This is a genomic window from Comamonas sp. NLF-1-9 (assembly GCF_019195435.1).
Lineage (GTDB): Bacteria > Pseudomonadota > Gammaproteobacteria > Burkholderiales > Burkholderiaceae_C > Comamonas_C.
The window spans coordinates 2,308,601-2,330,977 of record NZ_CP078069.1 but is presented as its reverse complement, the minus strand read 5'-3'; the positions used below and the strand labels follow the sequence as shown (position 1 = coordinate 2,330,977).

The following is a 22,377-nucleotide window of genomic DNA, read 5'->3' as shown; positions in this document are numbered from 1 at the left end:
CTGTCTGACGTGAACCGGGAAAACCCCAATTGTCGTTCAAACCGTGGGCCCGCCCGCCGGCGCAGTACATTACCCCTCCGGCAACTTTGGCAGTCCAAGGGGGGCAGCGACATGGGCAAGTGGACGGCGCTGGTACTGGCGTCATGGGCGATGGTGGCGGGCGCGGCGCATGCCGACAGCGGGCGCTACCTGATCGGCGAGATCAACAGCTACAAGGCGCAGCCGGCGTTTCTCGAGCCCTACAAAAAGGGCATGGAGCTGGCCGTCGAACAGGTGAACGCCGCCGGCGGCATAGACGGCAAGAAGCTGGTGCTGATCACGCGCGACGACAACGCCAACCCCGGCGACACGGTGCGCGCGGCCGAGGAGCTCATCACGCGCGAGAAGGTGGACGTGCTCACCGGCGGCTTTCTGTCGCACCTGGGCCTGGCGCTGACCGACTTTGCGCTGCAAAAGAAGCGCTTTTACCTGGCCAGCGAGCCGCTGACCGACAAGATCGTCTGGGAGCAGGGCAACCGCTACACCTTCCGCCTGCGCCCCTCGACCTGGATGCAGGTGGCGATGCTGGTGCCCGAGGCGGCCAAGTTGAACAAGAAGCGCTGGGCGCTGGTCTACCCCAACTACGAATACGGCCAGTCGGCCGTGGCGACCTTCAAGCAGCTCTTGAAGGCGGCGCAGCCGGACGTGCAATTCGTCGCCGAGCAGGCCACGCCCCTGGGCAAGGTGGACGCGGGCAGCGTGGTGCAGGCGCTCGCCGACGCCAAGCCGGACGCCATCTTCAACGTGCTCTTTGCCACGGATCTGGCCAAGTTCGTGCGCGAGGGCGAGACCCGCGGCCTGTTCGAAGGGCGCAAGGTGGTGGGGCTGCTCAGCGGCGAGCCCGACTACCTCGACCCGCTCAAGGCCGAGGCGCCCGTGGGCTGGATCGTCACCGGCTATCCCTGGTATTCGATAGACACGCCCGAGCACAAGGCGTTTCTCGACGCCTACCAGCAGCGCTTCAAGGATTACCCGCGCAATGGCTCCGTCGTCGGCTACAACGCCATCTTGTCGATTGCCGCAGGCCTGAAGAAGGCCGGCAGCAGCGACACCGAAAAGCTGATCGCCGCCTTCGCCGGCCTGCAGGTGGACACGCCCTTCGGCCGCATCACCTACCGACCGCAAGACCATCAATCGACGATGGGCGCCTACGTGGGCACCACGGCGCTCAGGGACGGCAAGGGCGTGATGGTGGACTTCCGCTACGAAGACGGCGCGAAGTTCCAGCCGTCGGACGAAGAAGTGAAGAAGCTGCGCCCCGCCGCGCAGTAAGCCGCGCTCTGCACGCGCGCGCCGCCGCATGGATCTGTCGGGCCTGCTCGTTCAGCTGCTCAACGGCCTGGCGGGCGGCGCCACGCTGTTTCTGGTCGCCGCCGGCCTGTCGCTGGTTTTTGGCGTCACGCGCATCGTCAACTTCGCGCACGGTTCGCTCTATGTGCTGGGGCTGTATGTGGCCTACAGCAGCGTGGAGCAGCTCGGCGGCGCCATCGGCTTTTGGCCCGCGCTCTTGATCGCGCCGCTGGCCGTCGGGCTGCTTGGCGCGCTGATCGAGATTGCGCTGCTGCGCCGCATCTACCACGCGCCCGAGCTGCTGCAACTGCTGGCCACCTTCGCGCTGGTGCTGGTCATTCGCGATGCCGCGCTCTGGCTCTGGGGCGCGCAAGATCTGCTCGGACCGCGTGCGCCGGGGCTCGCGGGCGCCGTCAGCATCCTGGGGCGCCGCTTTCCCAGCTACGACTTGTTTCTGATCGCCGCCGGGCCGCTGGTGTTGCTGGCGCTCACCCTGCTGCTGCGGCGCACGCGCTGGGGCACGCTGGTGCGCGCGGCCACGCAAGACCGCGAGATGCTCTCGGCGCTCGGGGTGCAGCAGGCCTGGCTGTTTACCGCGGTGTTTGCGCTGGGCGCGCTGCTGGCGGGCCTGGCCGGGGCCTTGCAACTGCCGCGCGAGCCGGCCAATCTGGAGCTGGACCTGCCCATGGTCGCGAGCGCCTTCGTCGTGGTGGTGGTAGGCGGCATGGGGTCGCTACCCGGCGCCTTCGTGGCCGCGCTCCTGATTGCCGAACTCAAGGCGGTATGCATCTGGCTGGGCGTGGTGCAGCTCGGGCCCTTCACCGTGGCCTTTCCCAAGCTCACGCTGGTGGCGGAATTTCTGGTCATGGCCGTGGTGCTGGTCTGGCGGCCCTGGGGTCTGTTGGGCCGCCCGGACGCCGTGCTGCGCTCTGCAGCCGAGCAGCCCGGCCTGGTACAAGCCGGCGCCTGGGGCCGATGGGCCTGGTGGCTGCTGCTTGCGCTGCTGGCCGCGCTGCCGCTGTGGGCGGGCAGCCAGAGTTACGCGGTGGTGCTGCTGACCGAAATCGCCATCGCCGCGCTGTTTGCTGCCAGCCTGCAGGCCATCGTCGGGCCGGGCGGCTTGCACTCCTTTGGCCATGCGGCCTATTTCGGCCTCGGGGCCTACGCCGCCGCGCTGCTGGTGCATGCGGCGCATCTGCCCTTCGTCGCCGCGCTCGCCCTGGCGGTGCTGGTGGGTGCCGTCGGGGCGCTGGTCTATGGCTGGTTTTGCATGCGCCTGAGCGGTATTTACCTGGCCATGCTGACCCTGGCCTTTGCGCAAATCACCTGGGCCGTGGCCTTCCAGTGGGACGACTTCACCGGAGGCAGCAACGGCATCACCGGCGTGTGGCCGCCCGCCTGGCTGGGCGCGGGCGCGGGCTTTTACTGGCTGGTGCTGCTGCTGTGCGCGGGCGCCGTCCACGGCCTGCGCCGCATGCTGCACGCGCCCTTTGGCTGGGCGTTGCGCGCGGCGCGCGACTCGGTGCAGCGCGCCGAGGCCATCGGCCTGCCCACGCGGCGCGTGCAATGGGCGGCCTTCACCCTGGCCGGGGCGGCGGCGGCGCTGGCCGGGGCCTTGTTTGCCTTCTCCAAGGGCGGGGCCGCACCGGACGTGCTCTCGGTCAGCGCCTCGGTCGATGCGCTGGTCATGGTGCTGCTGGGCGGCGTGCACGCCCTGGCCGGCCCGGTGGTGGGCGCGGCCGCCTTCACCTGGCTGCACGACAGCGTGGCCCGCGCCCTGCCCTGGTGGCGGGCGGTGCTGGGCGGCGTGGTGCTGCTCTTGATTCTGGTGTTTCCACAAGGAATTTCGGGTGTAACGCAGAACCTGCAAGCGCTGATAGCTACCAAAAATAGAGCAAAAGAGGCGCGTACATGAGCTTGCTCCAGGCCAGCGGGCTGCGCAAATCCTTCGGCGGCGTGCATGCGGTGCAAGGCGTGTCGCTGCAACTGCAGGCGGGCGAGCTGCTGGCCTTGATCGGCCCCAACGGCGCGGGCAAGAGCACCACCTTTCAGCTCATCGGCGGCCAGTTGCGCCCCGACGCGGGCCGTGTGCTGCTGGACGGCGCCGACATCACCGGCCTGGCCGCGCGCGCGCTGGCGCGCCGGGGCGTGGGCCGCACCTTTCAGATTGCCGAAACCCTCGCGAGCTTCACCGCCCTGGCCAACGTGCAAATGGCCTTGCTGGCGCACGACGGCCGCTGGCGTGGCCTGTGGCGCGGCGCGGGCGACTACCGCCGCCAGGACGCGCTGGCCCTGCTGGCCCAGGTGGGCATGCAAGCTCAGGCCGAGCGCCCCTGCAGCGAACTTGCCTATGGCGACGTCAAGCGCCTGGAGCTGGCCCTCGCGCTGGCGGGCGCGCCGCGCCTGCTGCTGATGGACGAGCCCACTGCCGGCATGGCCCCGGCCGAGCGCGGCGCGCTGATGCAGCTGGTGCGCAGTCTGGCGCGCGAGCGGCGCATCGGCGTGCTCTTCACCGAGCACAGCATGGACGTGGTCTTCGCCCATGCCGACCGCATCGCGGTGATGGTGCGCGGCGAGCTGCTCGCCGAAGGCCCGCCCGCCGTCATGCGCGCCAGCCGCCAGGTGCAGCAGGCCTACCTGGGCAGCGGCCTGCAAGCGCCCGGATCACCGCCCGCCCTGCCCGTGGCCGAACGGCACATGGAGCGCCCCCCGCTGCTGCGCGTGCACAACCTGCACGCCTGGTACGGCGCGGCGCAGGCGCTGCACGGCGTGTCGCTTGCGGTGCGCCCCGGCGAGGTGCTGGCGCTGATGGGGCGCAACGGCGCGGGCAAGTCCACCACGCTCAAGGCGATTGCCGGCCTGATGGCGCGCAGCAGCGGCAGCCGCCACTTCATGGGCGAGGACATCGGCCGCTGGAGCGCCCACCGCATCGCCCGCGCGGGCCTGGGCTACGTGCCCGAGGAGCGGCGCATCTTCGGCGACCTCACGGTGCTGGAAAACCTGGAAACCGGCCGCCAGAGACCGCGCCGCTGGCCCGGCGGCGCGCCGCTGGCGCCGTGGACGCGGCAGCGCCTGTTTGCGCTCTTTCCCAATCTGGGCGAAATGCCCGACCGCCCCGGCGCCCGCATGAGCGGCGGCGAGCAGCAGATGCTCACCGTGGCGCGCACGCTGATGGGCCAGCCCTATCTGGTGCTGCTCGACGAGCCCTCGGAAGGCGTGGCGCCCCTCATCGTCGAGCAGATGGCGCGCGCTGTGCGCGAGCTCAAGGCCCAGGGCATGGGCATTTTGCTGTGCGAACAAAACCTGGCCTTCGCCCAGAGCGTAGCCGACCACGTGGTAGTGCTGGAGCAGGGCCGCGTGGTGCACGCGGGCGACATGGCCGGCTTCATGGCGAACGCCGCGCTGCGCCGCCAGCACCTGGGCCTGTAGCGCCGGCGCCTGCTCGATGCCGCCGGAAGCCGGACGGCGGTCGCTGCTGGAGTCGGGCGAATCTGCTCAAGAATACGGCTGTCGATGGGCGGGCTTGCCCGGGCGCTACAGCCCCAGCAGCCACACCAGCAGCGGTATCAGGATTGCCGTCAGGGCGCCATTGAGCCCCATGCCCAGGCCGGCAAAGGCACCGGCTTGTGCATTCACTTCAAACGCCCGCGCCGTGCCTATGCCGTGCGAGGTCACGCCCAGCGCGAAGCCTCCTGCGACCGGGTCCTTGCGCATCAGGCGGCCCAGCAGCGGCACGCCGAAGGCCGCGCCCAGCACGCCGGTGATCACCACGAACACCACGGTCAGTTCGGCGCTGGCGCCGATCTGCTCGGACACCCCCATCGCGATCGGCGTGGTGATGGAGCGCGGCAGCAATGCCAGCAGCGTGCGTGCATCCACGCCGAGCAGCCAGCACAGCGCCACCGTGGACAAGATGCCCGTGAGCGCGCCCACCAGCAGCGCCAGCGACAGCGGCGCCAGGCTACGCCTGAGCACCGGCAGCTGCTGCACCAGCGGCACGGCCAGCGCCACGGTCGCCGGCCCGAGCAGGAAGTGGATGAACTGCGCGCCGTCAAAATAAGTCTGGTAGTCGGTGCCGCTCAAGAGCAAGAGCCCGACGATGGCCGCAATCGACACCAGCACCGGGTTGCACAGCGCCAGACCGCCCACAGCCAGGTACAGGCGCCGCGCCAGCCAGAACAGCGTGACCGTGAGCGCCAGCCACAGCAGCGGCTGGTCCGCCAGGTAGACCCAGATAGCGTTCAGCCGCATGGATCAGTCCTGCAGGCCGCGCGTGCGGGCGCGCGCGAGCAGCCAGTGCAGCGTCCAAGCGGTCGCCGCCAGCGTGATCGCCGCGCCCAGCACCAGCACCACGGCAATGCGCCCGGCCTGGCCCGCGACTTCGTGCCAGTGGGCGATGATGCCCACGCCGGCGGGCACGAACAGCAGAGAGAGGTTTTCCAGCAGCGTCTGCGCGGTGCGCGACAGCGCCTCGGGCACCTGGCGACGCCACGCCAGCAAGGCGAACAGCAGGAACATGCCGAGCACCGGCCCCGGCAGCGGCAGGCGCAGAAACTGCACCAGCAAGGTGCCCGCCAGCTGCATCAGGAGCAGCGCTGCAATCGCTCCGATCATGTCTCCCCTTTCCTGCGGCGCGGGCTTGTCACAGCTCGCCCGGTTGCCATTCGGGACTGAAGCCGCCCAGCGCCGGATGCACCATCTCGTCGCCCGCGTGCTGGGTGAATTCCACATTCAATCGCTCGGGTGCGATGTCCAGCATCTCGACGCAATGGGCGCACAGCGCGCGGGCCACGCGCAACCGCTGCTCGGGCGTGCGCCCGCGCCGGATGTCCAGCACCAGCATCGCTGCCGGCTCGGGGTCGGCGCCCGCTTGCATCGTGCGCCAGATGCCGCCTTCGCCCAGCTCCCGGATCGCCACGGTAATGCGCCGCAGGTCCGTCGCCATGATTTCGGCGTAACTCGCCATCAAGGCCTTGGCCAGGCGCTGCTTCAGGGGCGCGGCATAGTGGGCCGTCACGTCAAGCTGGATGTAGGGCATGGGTCCTCCCGGCGATTGCGGCAAGTGCCGCCCGGCGTTGGCATGGCGGCGGGCGCGGCAGGTGTCGGGACAAGCGATTGTCCGCCGGATGTGCCCCCGATGGGGCAAGCGGCCACTGCAGGTGCGCGCCGACTCAGCGGCCTTGCGCCTCAAGCCGCGCAAGAATGTTTTGCATCTGCTCGATCTCCGAGCGCTGTCCGGCCTCGATCTGCCGGCACAGCGCGATCAGCTCGGCGTCTTGCAGCGTCGCCTTGCGGCACATGAGTATCGCGCCAGAGTGGTGCGGAACCATGGACAGGATGAACTGGCGGTCGTGCACCAGCGCCTGCGAGCGCGTGGCCCAGAAGGAGGCAGCCGTCAGCACCGCAAACAGTATGTACAGCACCAGATTGGCCTTGCGATTGGAATACATCCCGCCCATGGTCAGCAGCATGAAGATGCCCATCGGCGCCCACATCGTCACCGCCATGTACAGCATGTTGATGTTGTTGTGAAAGTCTGCCCAGCCATTGATCATGGTGAACATCACCACATACATGACGATGAGGCTCAAGGCCAGATTGACCCACAGCATGAGATAGGGGCGCTGGTGCGCATGCCCGCCGTGATCCATGGATTCCTGTGAATGCTGGTGAGACTGCTGGGGCATGCGTGATTCCTTTCCTTCGGGGCCCGCAAGCCTTCGCGGGCGCCGTAGGGGCGTGGGAGCAAGCCGCATTCCCGCGTCAAGGGGGTTGCACGAACAGGCAGTGGTCGCCGGCCATGGCGAGCGGCGTGCGGCGCAGGCAGCGCGCGTACCCGCCAGGCGCCATGCGCAAGGGCGGCCGACAGCGCGGCGCGCAGACGCCTCAGGCCGGGTACATCGGCTTGTTGTCGTTGAGGTTCAAGAAGCCCTTGACGATGCGATAAATGATCCACACGCCATTGGCCAGCAGCACGGCCCAGCCCACCAGCACCACGACGCCGGCCATGCCGATCACGCCCCACAGCAGGCCGTACCAGAAGGTGCGCATCTGCCAGCGAAAGTGGCTCTCCAGCCAGGTGCCGGCCACCTCGTCCTTCTTGAGGTAATTCATGACGATGGCGACGATGCTCGTGATGCCCACGAGGAAAGCCGCGGCGTACAGCGCGTAAATGACGGCGGTGAGCGATTTGGCCGATTTTTCTTTCTCGCTCAGGGCGACGACCTCGTTCATGCAAGTACTCCTTGTCGCAGCAGCCTCGGCGCTGCGGGTTCGCCAGAAATGCCGAAACCGGCTGCGCCGAGCGCGCCTGCCGCGATCGACGCCGCGCCCGCCAGGCGGGTTGCGGGCCGCAGGTGCTGGCGCCGAGGGAGCAGATCGTGCCTTCCGTCGCGCCAGCAATGCCTCTGAAATGATAGCGGCTGGCGCACGGCGTGCAAGGGGCAGGGCCGCGAAATATTCTTGCCCCCGTGTCGACGGCGGCGCGCTCGGTGCGCGGTCGCGGCGCCGATTCTTCAGCGCAGCAAGGCCAGCATCGCGCATGCGGCCGCGGCGATGCTGCCCACGGCTCTCACCTGGTTCCAGCGTGTCCACAGCTTCTGGTAGCGGGGCCACCACGCGGCGGCAGACGCCGCGTCCACTGGCGCCTTGGCGGGCACTCCGATTGCCCCGCCTTCCCTTGCTCTGTGCTGCGGCGCGTCCGTGGCCTGCGCGCAGGCCCTTGCCGGCTGCACGGCAGAGCCCGACCCCAAGCTGGCGCGGGGCGGTTTGCAAAAAAAGGCGCGGGGTAGTTTTTCAGGAGGATCAGCATGGCAACGATGGATCAGGGGCGGCGTGTGCCCCTTGGGACGGGGCGCGCGCCGCTCAGGCAGCCGCTCACGCTGCCCGAGCTGGTCAAGTTCGTCGCGCTGGCGGCATTGCTGGCGATGTTTGCCGACGCGGCCGTGGCGCACGCCATGCTGTGGGGCAACGACCCCTACTGGACTTACTGGGTGACGGATACGCTGCTCATGACGACGGTCTTCGGCGTGGGCACGGCCTGGTTCGGCGTCGGCTTGAAGCGGGGCGCGGTGCTGACCTTCGTGCACATCCTGTTGCTGACTACCTACTACTGGACGCTCTCGCCCATCGGTCTGCCGGGGCAACCCGAGTGGCTGGACCTCGAGCGCACCTGGATCACCGGGCTGCCGGTGCACTTCGGTGTCTACTACCTTGGCTATACGCTGGCGCTGTGGCTGTGGGATCGCTCCCGACGCGCCCGCGCCCAGGCCCAGGCCGGCGGCCCGGCGACGCCGCTGGGCCCGGCCGCCACGCTGGCGCTGGTGCTTGCCGTGGCGGTCGTCGTCGTGCTCGGACTGCTGCAGACCTGGCTGGTCGGCCAGTTCCCGGGGCTGACCTGGTTCATCGTGCGCACGGCGGTGCTCACGCCGCTGATCCTGCTGTGGTGGGCTTTGGCGGGCACCGACCGCGTGGCGGCAGTATCGGGCGGCGTGATGCTGGGCTTTGCGCTCAGCGCCTACGGTCACTACCTCTCGCCTGTCGGCCTGCCCAATCCCTCACTGCGCCTGTTCGCCGAGAACCCGCCGCCGGCAGTGGTTGAGTGGCTGTCCTACCGCGAGGAATTCCTGCTGCTGCTGCCTGTCGCGCAGATTCTGGCTGTCGTCGCCATGCTGCTGGCCTCCCGCTGGTACCGCGAACCCTGGACGCGCGACCGCGTGCCGCTGCGGCCCTGGTCCAGGCCCGGCATGGCACTTGCGCTGGCGGCGCTTCTCGCGCTGGGCGCGGTCGCCTACGCCTACACCGGCCCGCAGGCAAACCGCACGACGATCCAGTCCGTCGGCCCGGCTGCGGTGGAGCGGGGCGTGGCGCTGGACGCCGAGCCCGTGGCGGCAGGCAGCGCCGAGCTGTCGATGACGGTCGAGAACCGCAATACGCACCGCACCGAGCTGCCGCCGCACGACGGGGTGCAGATCCAGGCGAGCGTGGCCGGCGCCGACGGCCGCACCTACACCCTGACCGCGAGCCGCCCCATGGTGGCGCAGCCGCAGGGGCGCCACACGACCTGGGCGGGCGTGGGCTTTGACAAATGGCACCATGGCCGCAGCGGCATAGGCACTTCGGCGCTGCCCGCTACCCGTTCGGACGTGGCGGTGTACGCGCTCGGTGAGCTGAGCGCGCAAGGCAGCCTGATCGTGACCGACGTGCCCGTGCATGTCATGACTTCGTCGCGTTCCGGCGCGCGCCTGGAGCTGCACGTAGGCGACCCCGAGGCGCCGATTGCCGGCCTGCCCGGCGGCCATCTGCGCGCCGTCTGGGCCGACTACAGCGGCGGCTCGGTCAAGTCTGTCAAATACGCGCGCTATGCCTGGGGCACCGGCGTGCTGCTGGTGCTGCTGGGTTTTGCCCTGGCGATGGCGCGCCGCGCCGAGCCCGACACCGCAGCATGAGCACGAAGCCCATGGCGCTTTTGCAGCATGGTCACGCCGGGACGGATGGAACGTGGCCACGCCCGGTTCGTCTGCAGTCTGTACCTAGCCGCGCACCCCGCCAGGTTTGCAATCGGCATGCAGGCTGGCGCTGGCCGAAGGCCTTGCGGCCACGCGCTCAAACCACGGGCCTATGCGCGAGAGCGCTCGGTCAAACGGCTGCTTGACGGATTGGGCAAAGTCCAGCCAGACGTAAAGCCAGATATCGGCGATGCTCAAGCGCTCGCCCGCAAGCCAGGGCTGGCCCGCGGGCAGCATGGCGTCCAGCCAGGAGAGGCGATCCTGTGCCACGCGCTTGAGGCCGGGCGCGGCCGCGGGCTCGACGGGGATGCGGCCGGCAAAGCGCGCCGCGCCTTCGGCCCAGTGGAAGGCGTTGTGGATGTTCTCGGTGATGTTCAGCTCCACGCGGCGCTGCCACTGGCGGGTGCGGGCGCGCTCTTCAGGCGTGCGGCCGATCAGCGCGGGCAGGGGCTGCAGTTCTTCAAGGTATTCCATGATGGCGACCGATTCGGCGATGCAGCTACCGTCGTCCAGCAGCAGCGCGGGCGTCTGGCCCGCCGGGTTGTGCGCGAGGTAGGGCGGCTGGCGGTTGTCGCCGGCGAAGACGTCGACCTGCTGCGTGGGCAGCGTGAGGCCTTTTTCCAGCAGGAACATGCGCAGGCAGCGCGGGGCGGGGCTGAGGGCGTCAAAGAGCAGCATGCGGGGATTTTGCGGCGGGGGCGGATACCTTGGTGGCGGCGCTGATGTTGGGGGCCGCCCTCACCCCGGCCCTCTCCCAGAGGGAAAGGGAGCAAGACCGGGCCGCCGCGTCCCGCTGCGGCCCCCGGGAGGGCTGCGTGAGAGCTTGGGCCGCGCTCCCCTACTTGGCCGTCAGCACACGCCGGTACTGGATGGCTTCGCCCACGTGCGCCAGGCCCACGTGCTCCGAGCCGCCCAGGTCGGCAATGGTGCGCGCCACTTTCAGCGCACGGTGGGTCGCGCGCGCCGACCAGGCCAGGCGGGTGGCGGCGGTTTGCAGGAAGCGGCTCGCGGCCTCGTCCAGGCCGGCCGCATCCTGCAGCGCCTGGCCCGACAGCGTCTGGTTGGGCCCGCCCTGGCGTGCAAGGGCGCGCTCGCGCGCGGCCACCACGCGCGCGCGCACTGCGGCGCTGGGCTCGCCCGGCGGCGCGCCCAGCAGCTCTTCGGCAGGCAGGTGCGGCACTTCCACGTGCAGGTCTATGCGGTCCAGCAGCGGGCCGCTGAGCTTGCCCTGGTAGCGCGCGATCTGCTCGGGCGTGCAGCGGCAGGCGCGCTGGCGTGAGCCGGCAAAGCCGCAGGGGCAGGGGTTCATGGCCGCGACCAGTTGAAAGCGCGCCGGGAATTCGGCGCGCTGCGCGGCGCGCGCGATGGTGATGTGGCCGCTCTCCAGCGGCTCGCGCAGGGCTTCGAGCGCGCTGCGCGCGAACTCGGGGAATTCATCCAGAAACAGCACGCCGTGGTGCGCGAGCGATATCTCGCCCGGCCGCGGGGGCGAACCGCCGCCCACCAGCGCCACCGCGCTGGCGCTGTGGTGCGGGCTGCCGGTGGGCCGGCGCATCCAGCGCGCGGGCGTGAAGCGCCCGGCCAGGCTGGCCACTGCCGCACTCTCGAGCGCCTCCTGCACCGTCATCGGCGGCAAGATGGAGGCAAAGCGCTGCGCCAGCATGGACTTGCCCGAGCCGGGCGGGCCGGCCAGCAGCAGGCCATGGCCGCCGGCCGCGGCGATTTCCAGCGCGCGGCGGGCGGCGGCCTGGCCCTTGACGTCGGCCAGGTCCGGGCCGGGCTCGGCATCTGCGACGGGCGCGGGCAGCACGCGCTGCCAGCCGCCGGGCTCGCCCGCCTGGCCTTCGGCGCCGGGCGGCAGGAATTGCGCTACCACGTCCAGCAGGTGCTCGGCGCCGTAGATCGGCGCGTCGGGCACCAGCGCGGCCTCGCGGGCGCTGTCCAGCGGCAGCACCAGGCGCGCCGCCTCGCCCTGGCTGCGCAGCGCCAGCGCGGTGGCCAGCGCGCCGCGCACGCTGCGCAACTGTCCGGACAGCGAGAGCTCGCCGGCAAACTCCCAGCCGGCCAGGCGCGCGCCGTCCAGCTGCCCGCTGGCCGCGAGCAGGCCCAGCGCGATCGGCAGATCAAAACGGCCTGAATCCTTGGGCAGATCGGCCGGCGCCAGGTTCACCGTGATGCGCTTGTTCGACGGGAACTCCAGTCCGCTGTTCAGGATGGCGGCGCGCACGCGCTCGCGCGCCTCCTTCACTTCCACGTCGGCCAGGCCGACCAGCGTGAACGCCGGCAGGCCGTTGGCCAAGTGCACCTCGACGGTGACGGCGGGCGCAGCCAGGCCCAGCAGGGCGCGGCTTTGAACCAGGGCAAGGCTCATGGGGGACGGGTTTGTTCAGGGGGTGGCGGCACTGTAGCGGGCCGGGGGGCGCGTTGCACACCGGGCCAGGAAAGCAACACGGTCAAAACATAAATGCATGTGTTGATGCAAAACATGCATAATGACGCATCGCAGCATTTTTGCCGCCGCTTCTTCCAAGAGACCCATGAGCCGCCAACTCCTCGTGAAGCCGCCCGTCCCCCGCAGCCGCGCGTTCACCTGCGCGGCGTGCGCCAGTGCGGCCACGCCATGGTCGCCCGCGGGCCGGGCGCTCAATCGATTCGCTGTGCCTTCTTCCTGAGGCTTTCGGGCACTTGCATGTCCTCTCCGCACTCTCCTGCCGACGTCTTGTTCATCCTGCTGGGCGCCATCATGATTCTGGCGATGCACGCCGGCTTTGCCTTTCTGGAGCTGGGGACGGTGCGCGCGAAGAACCAGGTGAATGCGCTGGTCAAGATCCTGGTGGATTTCGCGGTGTCCACGCTGGCCTACTTCTTCATCGGCTACGGCATCGCCTACCGGGTGCACTTCTTCAGCGGCGCGCGGGTGCTGGCCGAGCACCATGGCTACGACCTCACGCGTTTCTTCTTCCTGCTGACCTTTGCGGCGGCGGTGCCGGCCATCGTCTCGGGCGGGATTGCGGAGCGCGCGCGCTTTGCGCCGCAACTGGCGGCTACTTTCGTCATCGTCGGCTTCGTCTATCCCTTCTTCGAGGGCATCGCCTGGAATGGCAGCTTCGGCCTGCAGGCATGGCTTGCAGCCCATCTGGGGGCGCCGTTTCACGACTTTGCCGGCTCGGTCGTGGTGCATGCGGTCGGCGGCTGGATTGCGCTGATGGCGGTGCTGCAGCTGGGCGCGCGCCGCGGCCATTACGGGCACGACGGCGGGGTGACGGCGCACCCGCCGTCCAGCATCCCCTTCCTGGCGCTGGGCGCATGGATCCTGATCGTGGGCTGGTTCGGCTTCAACGTGATGAGCGCGCAAACGCTCGAGCGCATCACAGGTCTTGTCGCGATCAACTCGCTGATGGCCATGGTGGGCGGGACGCTGGCGGCGGTGCTTGCCGGGCGCAACGACCCGGGCTTTGCACACAACGGCCCGCTGGCCGGCCTGGTGGCGATCTGCGCCAGCTCCGACGTCGTGCATCCGCTGGCGGCGCTGGCGATAGGCGCGGTAGCGGGCGTGCTCTTCGTGCGCCTGTTCACCTGGACGCAAAACCGCTGGAAGGTGGACGACGTGCTCGGCGTGTGGCCGCTGCACGGGCTGTGCGGCACCTGGGGCGGCATTGCCTGCGGCATCTTCGGCCAGACGGCGCTCGGCGGCCTCGGCGGGGTGAGCTTCTGGAGCCAATGCCTGGGCACCTTCGCAGGCGTGGGCGTGGCCTTGCTCGGCGGTTTTGCGGTGTATGGCACGCTGCGCCGTGCGGTCGGCCTGCGCCTGAGCCGCGAAGAGGAGTTCCTCGGGGCCGATCTTGCAGTACACCGCATCAGCGCCAGCGCCGACCTGGTGCGGCCTTGAAGCGCGCAGGGCAGTGCCCGCAGAGCTGCCCGCGCAGGGCCTGCGGCGCTACCATGCGCCCATGTCCGACGTCCTCGCCCAAATTCAGCATCGCGTGCGCCAGGCGCATGCGCAGCAGACGCCGCTGTCCATCCGGGGCGGCGGCACCAAGGCGTTTCATCCGCTGGGCGCGCCCGCGCCGGGGCAGACGCTGGAGCTGCGCCCGCTGGCCGGCGTGATCGAGCACGAACCGACCGAGCTGGTGATCACCGTGCGCGCCGGCACGCGCGTCGACGAGGTGCAGGCGCTGCTCGCGCGCCATGGCCAGTGCCTGGCCTTCGAGCCGCCGCAGTTCGCGCCCGGCGGCACCGTCGGCGGCATGGTCGCCTCCGGCCTGTCGGGGCCTGCGCGCGCCAGCGTGGGCGCGCTGCGCGACTTCGTGCTGGGCGTGGAGCTGCTCAATGGCCAGGGGGAGCTGCTGCGCTTTGGCGGGCAGGTGATGAAAAACGTGGCGGGCTACGACGTCTCGCGCCTCATGGCCGGCAGTTGGGGGCAGCTCGCCGTGATCACCGAGGTGAGCCTGAAGGTACTGCCCGTAGCGCCTGCCGAGGCCACGCTGCGCTTTGAGCTGGACCAGGCGCAGGCGCTCGCGCAACTGCACCGCTGGGGCGGCCAGCCGCTGCCGCTGAACGCGAGTTGCTGGGTGCAGGACGAGGGGCGCGGTGTGCTGTATGTGCGCCTGCGCGGCGCGCAGGCGGCGGTGCGCTCGGCCTGCGCGCAGATGGGCGGCGAGCGCCTGCATGAGGTGCAGGGCGACTGGGACGCCTGCCGCGACCACAGCCTGCCCTGGTTTGCCGCGCGCGCGCCGCAGCACGCGCTGTGGCGACTGTCGCTGCCGCAAACCGCGCCGGTGCTGGCACTGCCGCCGGGTGTGGACGCGCCGCTGGTCGAATGGCATGGCGGCCTGCGCTGGGTGCAGGCAGCGGAATCGGCCGGCGAAGCCTTGCGCGCTGCGGCACGTGCAGCCGGCGGAAGCGCTTGTGTTTTCAGAGCTGCTGACGCAGACGGTACAAGGGCTAGAGCCGTATTTGATCTGGAAAGTCCGAGCCTGCAAGCCATCCATCACCGGCTCAAGCAGGCCTTCGACCCGGCGGGCATATTCAACACCGGGAGGGCCTGAGCCATGCAAACCCATTTGTCCGCCGAATTTGCCGGCACGCCCGAGGGCGAGGAAGCCGAAGCCATCCTGCGCAAGTGCGTGCACTGCGGCTTCTGCCTTGCTACCTGCCCGACCTACCAGCTCATGGGCGACGAGCTCGACAGCCCGCGCGGGCGCATCTATCTGATGAAGCAGGTGCTCGAAGGCCAGGAGCCGACGGACAAGACCCAGCTGCACCTGGACCGGTGCCTGACCTGCCGCAACTGCGAAACCACTTGTCCCAGCGGCGTGGAGTACGGCAAGCTGCTCGACATCGGCCGGCGCGTGGTCGAAGAGAAAGTGGCGCGCAAACCGGCGGACAAGGCGCTGCGCTGGGCGCTGGCCCAGGGCCTGCCCTCGCCGCTCTTTGCCCCGGCGATGAAGCTCGGGCAGGCGGTGCGCGGCCTCTTGCCCGAGCGCCTGCGCGAGAAAGTGCCGCCGCGTAGCAGCGCCGGCGCCTGGCCCACGGCGGTGCATGCGCGCAAGGTGCTGCTGCTGGCCGGCTGTGTGCAGCCGAGCATGGCGCCGGGCATCAACGGCGCCACCGCGCGCGTGCTCGATGCCGCAGGCATACAGACCCTGGTCGCGCCCAGGGCCGGCTGCTGCGGCGCGGTCAAATTCCACCTCAACGACCAGGCGGGCGGCAAGGACGAGATGCGTGCCAACATCGACGCCTGGTGGCCGTATCTGGAGCGCGGCGAGGTCGAATGCATCGTGATGAACGCCTCGGGCTGCGGCGTCACGGTCAAGGAATACGGGCATCTGTTGCGCCACGACCCCGAATACGCCGCCCGCGCCGCGAAGGTCAGCGCCGCCACGCGCGACATTTCAGAGCTGCTGCCCGAGCTGGCCGCGCTGCTCAAGGGCAAGCTGCGCGCGGGCGAGCGGCCTTATGCCTGGCACCCGCCGTGCACGCTGCAGCACGGCCAGAAGCTGCGCGGCGGCGTAGAGGCGGGTTTGCGCGCGCTCGGTTTCGAGCTGCGCCTGGCGGCCAGCGAGGCGCATCTGTGCTGCGGCTCGGCCGGCACTTATTCGGTGCTGCAGCCCGAGACCGCGCACCAGCTGCGTGACCGTAAACTCGCGCAGCTTGCGCAATCTTTCGCGGACCAGCCGCCGCAAGCCATTCTGTCTGCCAACATCGGCTGCATCACCCATTTGCAAAACGGCACCGACATCCCGGTGCGCCACTGGATAGAAGTGCTGGACGAAGCACTCGCGCCATGACCGACGAAACTGCCACCGACACCGCCCCGGCCACGCCCGCAGCCGGCGCCGATCCATCCGCTGCCCCGCCTGCGGCCAGGAGCGCGCGCCGCCCCGCGCGCACGCCGCCCGCGCTGATGGCGCAGCTCGCGCAGTGGCATCCGCGCCTGTTCGGCGAGCGGCCGCTGCCGCTCAAGCGCGGCATCTTCCAGGACCTGATGGCCGCGCACGCGCCCGACAAGGACGAACTCAAGCAGGCGCTGGCCTGGCACACGCGCTCCTCGCGCTACCTCGTGGCCATGGCCAGCGGCCAGCCGCGCCACGACCTGCAGGGCAAGGCCGTGGAGCCGGTCGCGCCCGAACACCTGTACCAGGCGCTCATCGAGGTGTTTCGCCGTCGCCAGCGGCGCAGCCAGGAAGACCTGGCGCCGCAGTTGCGCCAGCGCATCGTGCGCGCCTACGAAGCCTCTGGCCTGACGCGCGAGGCCTATGCCGAGCGCGTGCGCGGCCCGCGCGCCGACGCCGACGACGCGCTGGATGCGGCGCTGGCGCAGGCGGGCGAACACGATGCGCGCGCCGAGGCGCTGCTGCGCGCCTTCGAGGCCGCCGGCAGCGACCTGCCCGGTTTTGCCGCCGACTACGGCCTGGCGCTGCCACTGGTGCAGCGCCAGTTGGCGCGTGCGCGCCAGTTGCGCGCACTCAGCCAGCCGGCCTGAGCGAGCGCCGTCGCCGCCACGAAAAAAGGGCATGCAGCCCCTGCTGCATGCCCCTTGTCTGCCGGTTCATGCCCTCAAACTGCGCCCGGCTGGGCGCGGCAAGGGCCGACCCCGAGCGGCTTCAGGAGAGCTCGCCGCTTGCCACATGAAAGCCACGGGCCAGCGCGTCGCGGGTGCTGGCGCGCACTTCGGCGCGGCTCAGCGCGCTGGCGGGCAGCGCCGCCTGCTGCGCGGTGAACTCACCCACGGCGGGCGCGGCTGCCAGCGCCTCGCTGCGCACCTCGGCGCGCGCCAGGGTGCTGGCGTTCATCGGCGCCTCGGCCAGCGGCAGGTTGCCAGCGGCCGGCTGGGTGTGCAGCGCCAGCGGCGTCGCTGCCGAAGCGCGCGCCTTCACGCTGGCGCTGGCGGGCAGCGCGGCGCCAAAGGGCGCAATACCGGCCGCGGGCTGGTGTGCCACGGCTTCGCTGCGCACCTGTGCGCGCGTCAGCATGGTGTCCGCCAGTTGCAGCGGGGCGGCGGGCAATTCACCGGCCAGGGGCGCTTCGTGCGTGGCCAGTGCCTGCACCTCGGCGCGTTGCAGCTGGCTGCCCGCGGGCAGGCTGTCGAACTGGAAGAAGGGGCCTTCGCCCGCAGCGGGGCCGGCGGCCAGAGCGCTGCTCGAAAGCACCAGGCCAGCGGCCAGAGCGGTGAGGGTGTGGTTGATGCGGATCATGTTTTTCTCCTGAGACAAAACGGTTCAAACAGGGCGCCCGGGCTGCCGCGAAAGCGGCTGCGGCCTGATCGCCTTCTTACGGAGCACCTTGGTTTCGTCCTCCGATGCCTCGTAGTTTCGGGGTTAACCCTAGTTAAAAAAAGAGCTTAGAACGAATCACATTGTTTCGGAATTGGAAACAATGGACCGGCCGTGTCTGGCTCGACCCGCACGGCGCCAGCCCTCTGCCGATGTGGCAGTGACTGGAGCAAGAGCAGGGGCTACGCGAGCGCGTCAAAGAGCGCTCACCGTCCGCATGGCACAGGCACGGAGGAGGCTTGGAAGCGGCGCGAAAGTGGTATGGAGGCGGTGTGGGGCCGGCACGAAAGAGGCGTTGCAGCGGCGCCGAAGCGGTGCGGAAGAAGCGCGAAGAAACGTGCGAAACCACGGCAAGCGCCCGGCAGGAGGCCCGCAAACGATGCGCAGACCGCACGAAAGCCCCGGCGGCGCCACACGGCCGCGTGGCCCGGCACCGTGGGCGCCGTCTTCAGCGGCGCGCCTGCAGCGCCGCCAGCAGCGAGGCCGAGATGATCAGGGCGCCACCGGCCCAGGTGCGCAGCGTCGGCTGGGCCGCGCCGGCCGCTACCGAAGAGGCGCTGGCGAACAACACCTCGCAGAGCATGACCAGCGCCGTGGTGCCCGCGGGCAGACGGGTTGCGCCGTACTGCAGCGCCCAGTTGGCCAGCATCAGCGCGCCGGCCCACAGCAGCAGCGGCACCAGCCAGGCGGCGTCGGCGCCGGGCAGCGCGGGTACCGCGCCCAGGCTCTGGCCGGCCGCGGCCGCCAGGCCGCCGAGCAGCGCGCCGCCGGCAAACATGGCCAGCACGCGCGCCGGCGTGGGTTCGTCGCGCAGGCGGCGCAGCGCCACGTTGGTCGCCGCAAACATGAAGCCGCCCAGCAGCGCGAGCGCATCGGCCAGAGAAAAGCCGCGCGTGAAGTGCGCCAGCTTGCCGTCCGCCGGCCAGAGCACCAGCAGCACGCCGGCAAAGGCCAGCACCAGGCGCGCCAGCGCGCTGCGCGTGGGCGGCTCGCCCAGAAAGCGCCAGGCCAGCAGGATGGACCAGGCGGGCATCAGGTAAAACAGGATGACCACTCGCACCACGTCGCCAATGGTCACGGCCCAGTTGAAGCCGACGTTGGTCAGCCCCGCCACCAGCACCAGCAGCCACAGCCCGGGCGTGCGCAGCAGCCGACGCAGTGCGCCGGGGCGCAGCAACAGCAGCGTGAGCGTGATGAGCGCGAACATCGCCGCGATGGCCCACAGCGGGTGCAGCCCGGCCTCGTACATGCGGCGCAGCGGCCACCAGGAAACGCCCCAGATCAGGGCGTTGCACAACAGGGCGAGAACGGGCAGGGATTTATGCATGAAAACTGCCGCAAACGCACGTCTGGCGCGCGCCTGCAGCTATGAAAAATCATTTGTCGCGCCGGGCGATCACCTTCAGGCGCGACATCTCTTCGCGGAAGGTGCGCAAATTCCAGGCGTACCAGCGCTGGATCAGCCACATCACCAGTGTGACCGTCGCGCCAAAGGCGGTGACGGCGCCAAAGGCCGACAGCCCCCAGCTGCTGGCCGCGCTGTAGGCCGCGCCCATGAGCAGGATGGCCAGCTGCTCATTGAAATTCTGCACCGCGATCGATCGCCCCGCGCCCATCAGGTGGTGGCCGCGGTGCTGCAGCAGCGCATTCATCGGCACCACCAGAAAGCCGCCGAGCGCGCCCATGAAGACCAGAAAGGGCACGGCCACCCAGATGCTGTCGATCAGGTTCATCGCCATCACCAGCACGCCCATGCCTATGCCCCAGGGAATCACGCGCGGCGCGCGATCGAGCCGGATGCGCAACGACGCGAACACCGCCCCGCTGGCCGTGCCCAGCGCCACCACGCCCACCAGCGCCGCCGCCTTGGTCGTGCCATAGCCCAGCGCCGCCGCCGCCCAGGCCAGCACCACGTAGCGCAGATTGCCCGACACGCCCCAGAACAGCGTGGTGGAGGCGAGCGAGATCTGCCCGAGCTTGTCGCGCCACAGGCGCCGGTTGCATTCGCGAAAGTCGGGCAGCAGCGCCAGCGGGTTGCGCGGCATGGGCCGGCGGCGCGTGCGCGTGAGCGGTATGTGCAGATTGAACCAGCCGGCCAGCAGATAGACCGGAATCAGCGCAAGGATCGCGCCTTCGGCCGGCAGCTCCACGCCCGGCCACTGCCCGGCCAGCAGCAGCTCGGCCATCTCGGGCGCGACCAGCTGGCCGCCCAGCACCACGCCCAGGATGATGGAGGCAATCGTCAGTCCCTCGATCCAGCCGTTGGCCTTGACCAGCCGCGAAGCGGGCAGCAGCTCGGTGAGGATGCCGTACTTGGCCGGTGAATACGCGGCCGCCCCCAGGCCCACCACGCCATAGGCCAGCAGCGGGTGCGAGCCCACCAGCATCAGCACGCAGCCCAGGGCCTTGACCGCATTGCTGTAGAACATCACCCGCCCCTTGGGCAGGGAGTCGGCAAACGCGCCCACCCAGGGCGCGAGCAGCACGTAAAACAGCGCGAACATAGGCACCAGCGCCGCCGCCTGCCAGGCGGGTGCACCGTCGGTGCGCAGCAGCTCTACGGCCACGACAAACAAGGCGTTGTCTGCCAGCGAGCTGAAGAACTGCGCCGACATGATGGTGTAGAAACCGCGCTTCATCAGGAGCTGGCAAACCGCCCCGGCTGCGGGGGCGAAGTAGAAGGTGGGGAACTCCGTGGAGCGACGCGCGGGTTTATATCACGCAGCCCCGGGAGCAGCCGGTGCGAGAATGCCCGCGCTTTTGCCCTCTTGTCCCGGGATAGACATGCCACGCCCCATCCTAGCGACCATCCACGCCGGCGCGCTGCGCCACAACCTCGGCATCGCACGCCAGCGGGCGCAAGGCGCGCGCGTCTGGGCCGTGGTCAAGGCCAATGCCTACGGCCACGGCATCGAACGCGTGTTCGACGCCCTGCGCGGCGCCGACGGCTTTGCGCTGCTCGACCTGGCAGAGGCCCAGCGGCTGCGCGATCTCGGCTGGCGCGGGCCCATCCTGCTGCTCGAGGGCGTGTTCGAGCCGCGCGACCTGGAGCTGTGCTCGCGCCTGTCGCTGTGGCATGCGGTGCACACCGAGGCGCAGATCGACTGGCTCGGCCAGCACAAGACGCAGACGCCGCACCACGTCTTCCTGCTGATGAACTCGGGTATGAACCGCCTGGGTTTTGCCCCCGGGCGCTACCGCGCGGCCTGGGCGCGGCTGAACGCGCTCACGCAGGTCGACGAGATCACGCTGGCCACGCACTTCTCCGATGCCGATGGCGCGCGCGGCATAGCGCACCAGGTCGCGGTGTTTGAGGCCACCACGCGCGATCTGCCGGGCGGGCGCAGCCTGAGCAACAGCGCTGCGCTTTTGCGCCATGCGCACGAGGCCAGCGTGCGCGCCGACTGGGTGCGCCCGGGCATCATGGTCTATGGCAGCGCGCCCGATTTTCCCGAGCACGATCTGCAGCACTGGGGCTTGCGGCCGGCAATGACGCTGGCCGCGCGCGTCATCGGCGTGCAGCACCTGCAGCCGGGCGATACCGTGGGCTACGGCTCCACCTTTACCGCCGACCGGCCTATGGTGATAGGCACCGTGGCCTGCGGCTATGCCGACGGCTATCCGCGCCACGCGGCCACCGGCACGCCGGTGCTGGTCGACGGCGCGCGCAGCCGCACCCTGGGGCGCGTGAGCATGGACATGCTGGCGGTGGACCTCACCGCCCTGCCGGCAGCGGGCCTGGGCAGCGAGGTGACGCTGTGGGGGCGCGCCGCCAGCGGCGCCGTGCTGGCCGTCGAAGAAGTGGCCGCGGCCGCGGGCACCATAGGCTATGAGCTGCTGTGCGCGCTGGCGCCGCGCGTGCCGGTGCTGCTGCAGGACTAAGGGGCGCGAGGGTCTGCGCCATGCCCGCCCCGCGCAGCCGCTGGACCAGCTTGCGCCTGCAGCGCCGGGCGCTGGAGCAGGACTTGCGCCGGCGCCACAGTCTGCGCCTGCATGGCTGGCTGATCGGCGCCCTCACGCTGGCGCTCACCTGGGGCAGCTCGGCGCTGCTGCGCCAGGCGGGCGTGCACAGCCTGGCGCTGCGCTACCTGCTGGCGCTGGCCGCGGGCTACGGCGCCTATCTGCTGGTGCTGCGCTGCTGGGCGCTGTGGCTGCTGCGCCCGGGCAAGCACCATCGCATGCGCGTGGGCGACGCGCTGGACGCCGCCGAGATCGGCGCCGACGCGGCGCAAGCGCTGCGCCCGCTGCTGCCCGAAGCGGCGGGAGGCGAAGCGCCAGTTGGTGACGCGGCCCAGGGTGCGGCCCAGCTGGGCGAGGCGCTGGGCTTGGCCGGCGCCGTGGTCGTCGTGCCGGTGCTCGCGCTGTTTGCGCTGCTTGCCGCGCTGCTGCTGGGTGCGGGCAGTTTTGCGCTGCTGTTCTTCGGCTGGGACGTGCTGCTGGCGGTGGCGCTGGAGCTGGCCTTTGCCGGTGTCGCCGCGCGCACCGCGATCGGGCTGGAGCGCAGCGGCTGGCTGGGCGCGGCGCTGCGCCTGACGCGCCGGCCCATGCTGCTCCTGCTGTTGTGCGCCGTAGCCCTGGGCGCGGCGGTAGACCACTGGCTGCCCCAGGCGCACAGCTTGCCCGAGGCGCTGCGCGCGCTGCGTCTTGCGCCGCCCGGCTAGCGCACTGAAAACGATAGCTGTGAGCGCAGTCAGTGCAATATTTCGAGAGTCATCCGTGCCGAGAACGGTTGCCGGACAAGCGCGACAAGCTATCAATTTGATGGA

General features: G+C 70.2%; 20 protein-coding genes. 10 read left to right on the top strand and 10 right to left on the bottom strand.

Going from position 1 to position 22,377, the window contains the following annotated elements; translation table 11 throughout:
• The first annotated feature begins 150 nt into the window (after positions 1-150).
• The 3 genes from KUD94_RS11170 to KUD94_RS11160 are packed head-to-tail and all read left to right on the top strand — an operon-like array spanning position 151 to position 4,758.
• Complete coding sequence (locus KUD94_RS11170) at positions 151-1,311, top strand: ABC transporter substrate-binding protein (protein ID WP_255569251.1); 1,161 nt, start codon at positions 151-153, stop codon at positions 1,309-1,311.
• Positions 1,312-1,339: 28 nt separating this feature from the next.
• Positions 1,340-3,244 carry an ABC transporter permease gene (locus KUD94_RS11165; protein WP_218237278.1) on the top strand — a complete coding sequence of 635 codons (1,905 nt, stop codon included), beginning with the start codon at positions 1,340-1,342 and terminating at the stop codon, positions 3,242-3,244.
• The gene (locus KUD94_RS11160) at positions 3,241-4,758 is read left to right on the top strand and encodes an ATP-binding cassette domain-containing protein (protein ID WP_218237277.1); all 1,518 of its coding nucleotides are present in this window, start codon (positions 3,241-3,243) and stop codon (positions 4,756-4,758) included. The genes KUD94_RS11165 and KUD94_RS11160 overlap by 4 nt, the downstream gene beginning before the upstream one ends.
• A 105-nt stretch (positions 4,759-4,863) precedes the next feature.
• Here KUD94_RS11160 and KUD94_RS11155 read toward each other — a convergent pair whose 3' ends face one another.
• The 5 genes from KUD94_RS11155 to KUD94_RS11135 all read right to left on the bottom strand — a co-directional run bounded on the left by KUD94_RS11155 (position 4,864) and on the right by KUD94_RS11135 (position 7,563).
• Positions 4,864-5,580 carry an LrgB family protein gene (locus KUD94_RS11155; protein WP_218237276.1) on the bottom strand — a complete coding sequence of 239 codons (717 nt, stop codon included), beginning with the start codon at positions 5,578-5,580 and terminating at the stop codon, positions 4,864-4,866.
• 3 nt (positions 5,581-5,583) lie between these two features.
• On the bottom strand, positions 5,584-5,943 hold the full coding sequence (locus tag KUD94_RS11150; protein WP_218237275.1) for a CidA/LrgA family protein: 360 nt from the start codon (positions 5,941-5,943) through the stop codon (positions 5,584-5,586).
• A 28-nt stretch (positions 5,944-5,971) separates the two neighbouring features.
• Positions 5,972-6,367, bottom strand: a complete 396-nt coding sequence (locus KUD94_RS11145; protein ID WP_218237274.1) for a tautomerase — start codon at positions 6,365-6,367, stop codon at positions 5,972-5,974.
• Positions 6,368-6,500: 133 nt separating this feature from the next.
• A complete protein-coding gene (locus KUD94_RS11140) occupies positions 6,501-7,016 on the bottom strand; it encodes a DUF305 domain-containing protein (protein WP_218237273.1) in 516 nt (171 codons plus the stop codon).
• Positions 7,017-7,215: 199 nt separating this feature from the next.
• Positions 7,216-7,563: a hypothetical protein gene (locus KUD94_RS11135; RefSeq protein ID WP_218237272.1), complete on the bottom strand. Its 348-nt coding sequence runs from the start codon at positions 7,561-7,563 to the stop codon at positions 7,216-7,218.
• Between the two features lie 575 nt (positions 7,564-8,138).
• Between KUD94_RS11135 and KUD94_RS11130 the strand changes: the two genes are divergently transcribed.
• Entirely contained in the window at positions 8,139-9,776 is a 1,638-nt protein-coding gene (locus tag KUD94_RS11130; protein WP_218237271.1) for a hypothetical protein, read from the top strand.
• Between the two features lie 84 nt (positions 9,777-9,860).
• Here the strand turns inward: KUD94_RS11130 and KUD94_RS11125 are convergent, their stop codons facing one another.
• A complete protein-coding gene (locus KUD94_RS11125; protein WP_218237270.1) occupies positions 9,861-10,514 on the bottom strand; it encodes a glutathione S-transferase family protein in 654 nt (217 codons plus the stop codon).
• A 160-nt stretch (positions 10,515-10,674) separates the two neighbouring features.
• Positions 10,675-12,207, bottom strand: coding sequence for a YifB family Mg chelatase-like AAA ATPase (locus KUD94_RS11120; protein WP_218237269.1), 1,533 nt, complete (start codon positions 12,205-12,207; stop codon positions 10,675-10,677).
• A gap of 318 nt (positions 12,208-12,525) precedes the next feature.
• On the opposite strand from KUD94_RS11120, the gene KUD94_RS11115 reads away from it, so the two are divergent.
• The 4 genes from KUD94_RS11115 to KUD94_RS11100 all read left to right on the top strand — a co-directional run bounded on the left by KUD94_RS11115 (position 12,526) and on the right by KUD94_RS11100 (position 16,821).
• Entirely contained in the window at positions 12,526-13,725 is a 1,200-nt protein-coding gene (locus KUD94_RS11115; RefSeq protein WP_218237268.1) for an ammonium transporter, read from the top strand.
• A 61-nt stretch (positions 13,726-13,786) separates the two neighbouring features.
• The gene (gene glcE, locus KUD94_RS11110) at positions 13,787-14,884 is read left to right on the top strand and encodes a glycolate oxidase subunit GlcE (protein WP_218237267.1); all 1,098 of its coding nucleotides are present in this window, start codon (positions 13,787-13,789) and stop codon (positions 14,882-14,884) included.
• 3 nt (positions 14,885-14,887) lie between these two features.
• Positions 14,888-16,126, top strand: a complete 1,239-nt coding sequence (glcF, locus tag KUD94_RS11105) for a glycolate oxidase subunit GlcF (protein WP_218237266.1) — start codon at positions 14,888-14,890, stop codon at positions 16,124-16,126.
• Entirely contained in the window at positions 16,123-16,821 is a 699-nt protein-coding gene (locus KUD94_RS11100) for a ProQ/FinO family protein (RefSeq protein ID WP_218237265.1), read from the top strand. Before glcF ends, KUD94_RS11100 begins: the two co-directional genes overlap by 4 nt.
• A gap of 121 nt (positions 16,822-16,942) precedes the next feature.
• On the opposite strand, the gene KUD94_RS11095 is transcribed toward KUD94_RS11100, so the two are convergent.
• From KUD94_RS11095 to lplT, 3 genes are all read right to left on the bottom strand, one after another.
• Entirely contained in the window at positions 16,943-17,533 is a 591-nt protein-coding gene (locus KUD94_RS11095) for a hypothetical protein (protein ID WP_218237264.1), read from the bottom strand.
• A gap of 526 nt (positions 17,534-18,059) precedes the next feature.
• Positions 18,060-18,938, bottom strand: coding sequence for a DMT family transporter (locus KUD94_RS11090; RefSeq protein ID WP_218237263.1), 879 nt, complete (start codon positions 18,936-18,938; stop codon positions 18,060-18,062).
• A gap of 49 nt (positions 18,939-18,987) precedes the next feature.
• Positions 18,988-20,250: a lysophospholipid transporter LplT gene (gene lplT, locus KUD94_RS11085; RefSeq protein ID WP_218237262.1), complete on the bottom strand. Its 1,263-nt coding sequence runs from the start codon at positions 20,248-20,250 to the stop codon at positions 18,988-18,990.
• 145 nt (positions 20,251-20,395) lie between these two features.
• Between lplT and alr the strand changes: the two genes are divergently transcribed.
• Positions 20,396-21,493, top strand: a complete 1,098-nt coding sequence (gene alr / locus KUD94_RS11080; protein WP_218237261.1) for an alanine racemase — start codon at positions 20,396-20,398, stop codon at positions 21,491-21,493.
• Positions 21,494-21,513: 20 nt separating this feature from the next.
• Positions 21,514-22,272 (top strand): hypothetical protein, encoded by a 759-nt coding sequence (locus KUD94_RS11075; RefSeq protein WP_218237260.1) that lies wholly within the window; start codon positions 21,514-21,516, stop codon positions 22,270-22,272.
• Positions 22,273-22,377 lie beyond the last annotated feature (105 nt).

Excerpts from the sequence above, each read along its gene's own strand:
- KUD94_RS11170 (WP_255569251.1), top strand. The coding sequence starts at position 151 with ATGGTGGCGGGCGCGGCGCATGCCGACAGCGGGCGCTACCTGATCGGC.
- KUD94_RS11165 (WP_218237278.1), top strand. The coding sequence starts at position 1,340 with ATGGATCTGTCGGGCCTGCTCGTTCAGCTGCTCAACGGCCTGGCGGGC.
- KUD94_RS11160 (WP_218237277.1), top strand. The coding sequence starts at position 3,241 with ATGAGCTTGCTCCAGGCCAGCGGGCTGCGCAAATCCTTCGGCGGCGTG.
- KUD94_RS11155 (WP_218237276.1), bottom strand. The coding sequence starts at position 5,580 with ATGCGGCTGAACGCTATCTGGGTCTACCTGGCGGACCAGCCGCTGCTG.
- KUD94_RS11150 (WP_218237275.1), bottom strand. The coding sequence starts at position 5,943 with ATGATCGGAGCGATTGCAGCGCTGCTCCTGATGCAGCTGGCGGGCACC.
- KUD94_RS11145 (WP_218237274.1), bottom strand. The coding sequence starts at position 6,367 with ATGCCCTACATCCAGCTTGACGTGACGGCCCACTATGCCGCGCCCCTG.
- KUD94_RS11140 (WP_218237273.1), bottom strand. The coding sequence starts at position 7,016 with ATGCCCCAGCAGTCTCACCAGCATTCACAGGAATCCATGGATCACGGC.
- KUD94_RS11135 (WP_218237272.1), bottom strand. The coding sequence starts at position 7,563 with ATGAACGAGGTCGTCGCCCTGAGCGAGAAAGAAAAATCGGCCAAATCG.
- KUD94_RS11130 (WP_218237271.1), top strand. The coding sequence starts at position 8,139 with ATGGCAACGATGGATCAGGGGCGGCGTGTGCCCCTTGGGACGGGGCGC.
- KUD94_RS11125 (WP_218237270.1), bottom strand. The coding sequence starts at position 10,514 with ATGCTGCTCTTTGACGCCCTCAGCCCCGCCCCGCGCTGCCTGCGCATG.
- KUD94_RS11120 (WP_218237269.1), bottom strand. The coding sequence starts at position 12,207 with ATGAGCCTTGCCCTGGTTCAAAGCCGCGCCCTGCTGGGCCTGGCTGCG.
- KUD94_RS11115 (WP_218237268.1), top strand. The coding sequence starts at position 12,526 with ATGTCCTCTCCGCACTCTCCTGCCGACGTCTTGTTCATCCTGCTGGGC.
- glcE (WP_218237267.1), top strand. The coding sequence starts at position 13,787 with ATGTCCGACGTCCTCGCCCAAATTCAGCATCGCGTGCGCCAGGCGCAT.
- glcF (WP_218237266.1), top strand. The coding sequence starts at position 14,888 with ATGCAAACCCATTTGTCCGCCGAATTTGCCGGCACGCCCGAGGGCGAG.
- KUD94_RS11100 (WP_218237265.1), top strand. The coding sequence starts at position 16,123 with ATGACCGACGAAACTGCCACCGACACCGCCCCGGCCACGCCCGCAGCC.
- KUD94_RS11095 (WP_218237264.1), bottom strand. The coding sequence starts at position 17,533 with ATGATCCGCATCAACCACACCCTCACCGCTCTGGCCGCTGGCCTGGTG.
- KUD94_RS11090 (WP_218237263.1), bottom strand. The coding sequence starts at position 18,938 with ATGCATAAATCCCTGCCCGTTCTCGCCCTGTTGTGCAACGCCCTGATC.
- lplT (WP_218237262.1), bottom strand. The coding sequence starts at position 20,250 with ATGAAGCGCGGTTTCTACACCATCATGTCGGCGCAGTTCTTCAGCTCG.
- alr (WP_218237261.1), top strand. The coding sequence starts at position 20,396 with ATGCCACGCCCCATCCTAGCGACCATCCACGCCGGCGCGCTGCGCCAC.
- KUD94_RS11075 (WP_218237260.1), top strand. The coding sequence starts at position 21,514 with ATGCCCGCCCCGCGCAGCCGCTGGACCAGCTTGCGCCTGCAGCGCCGG.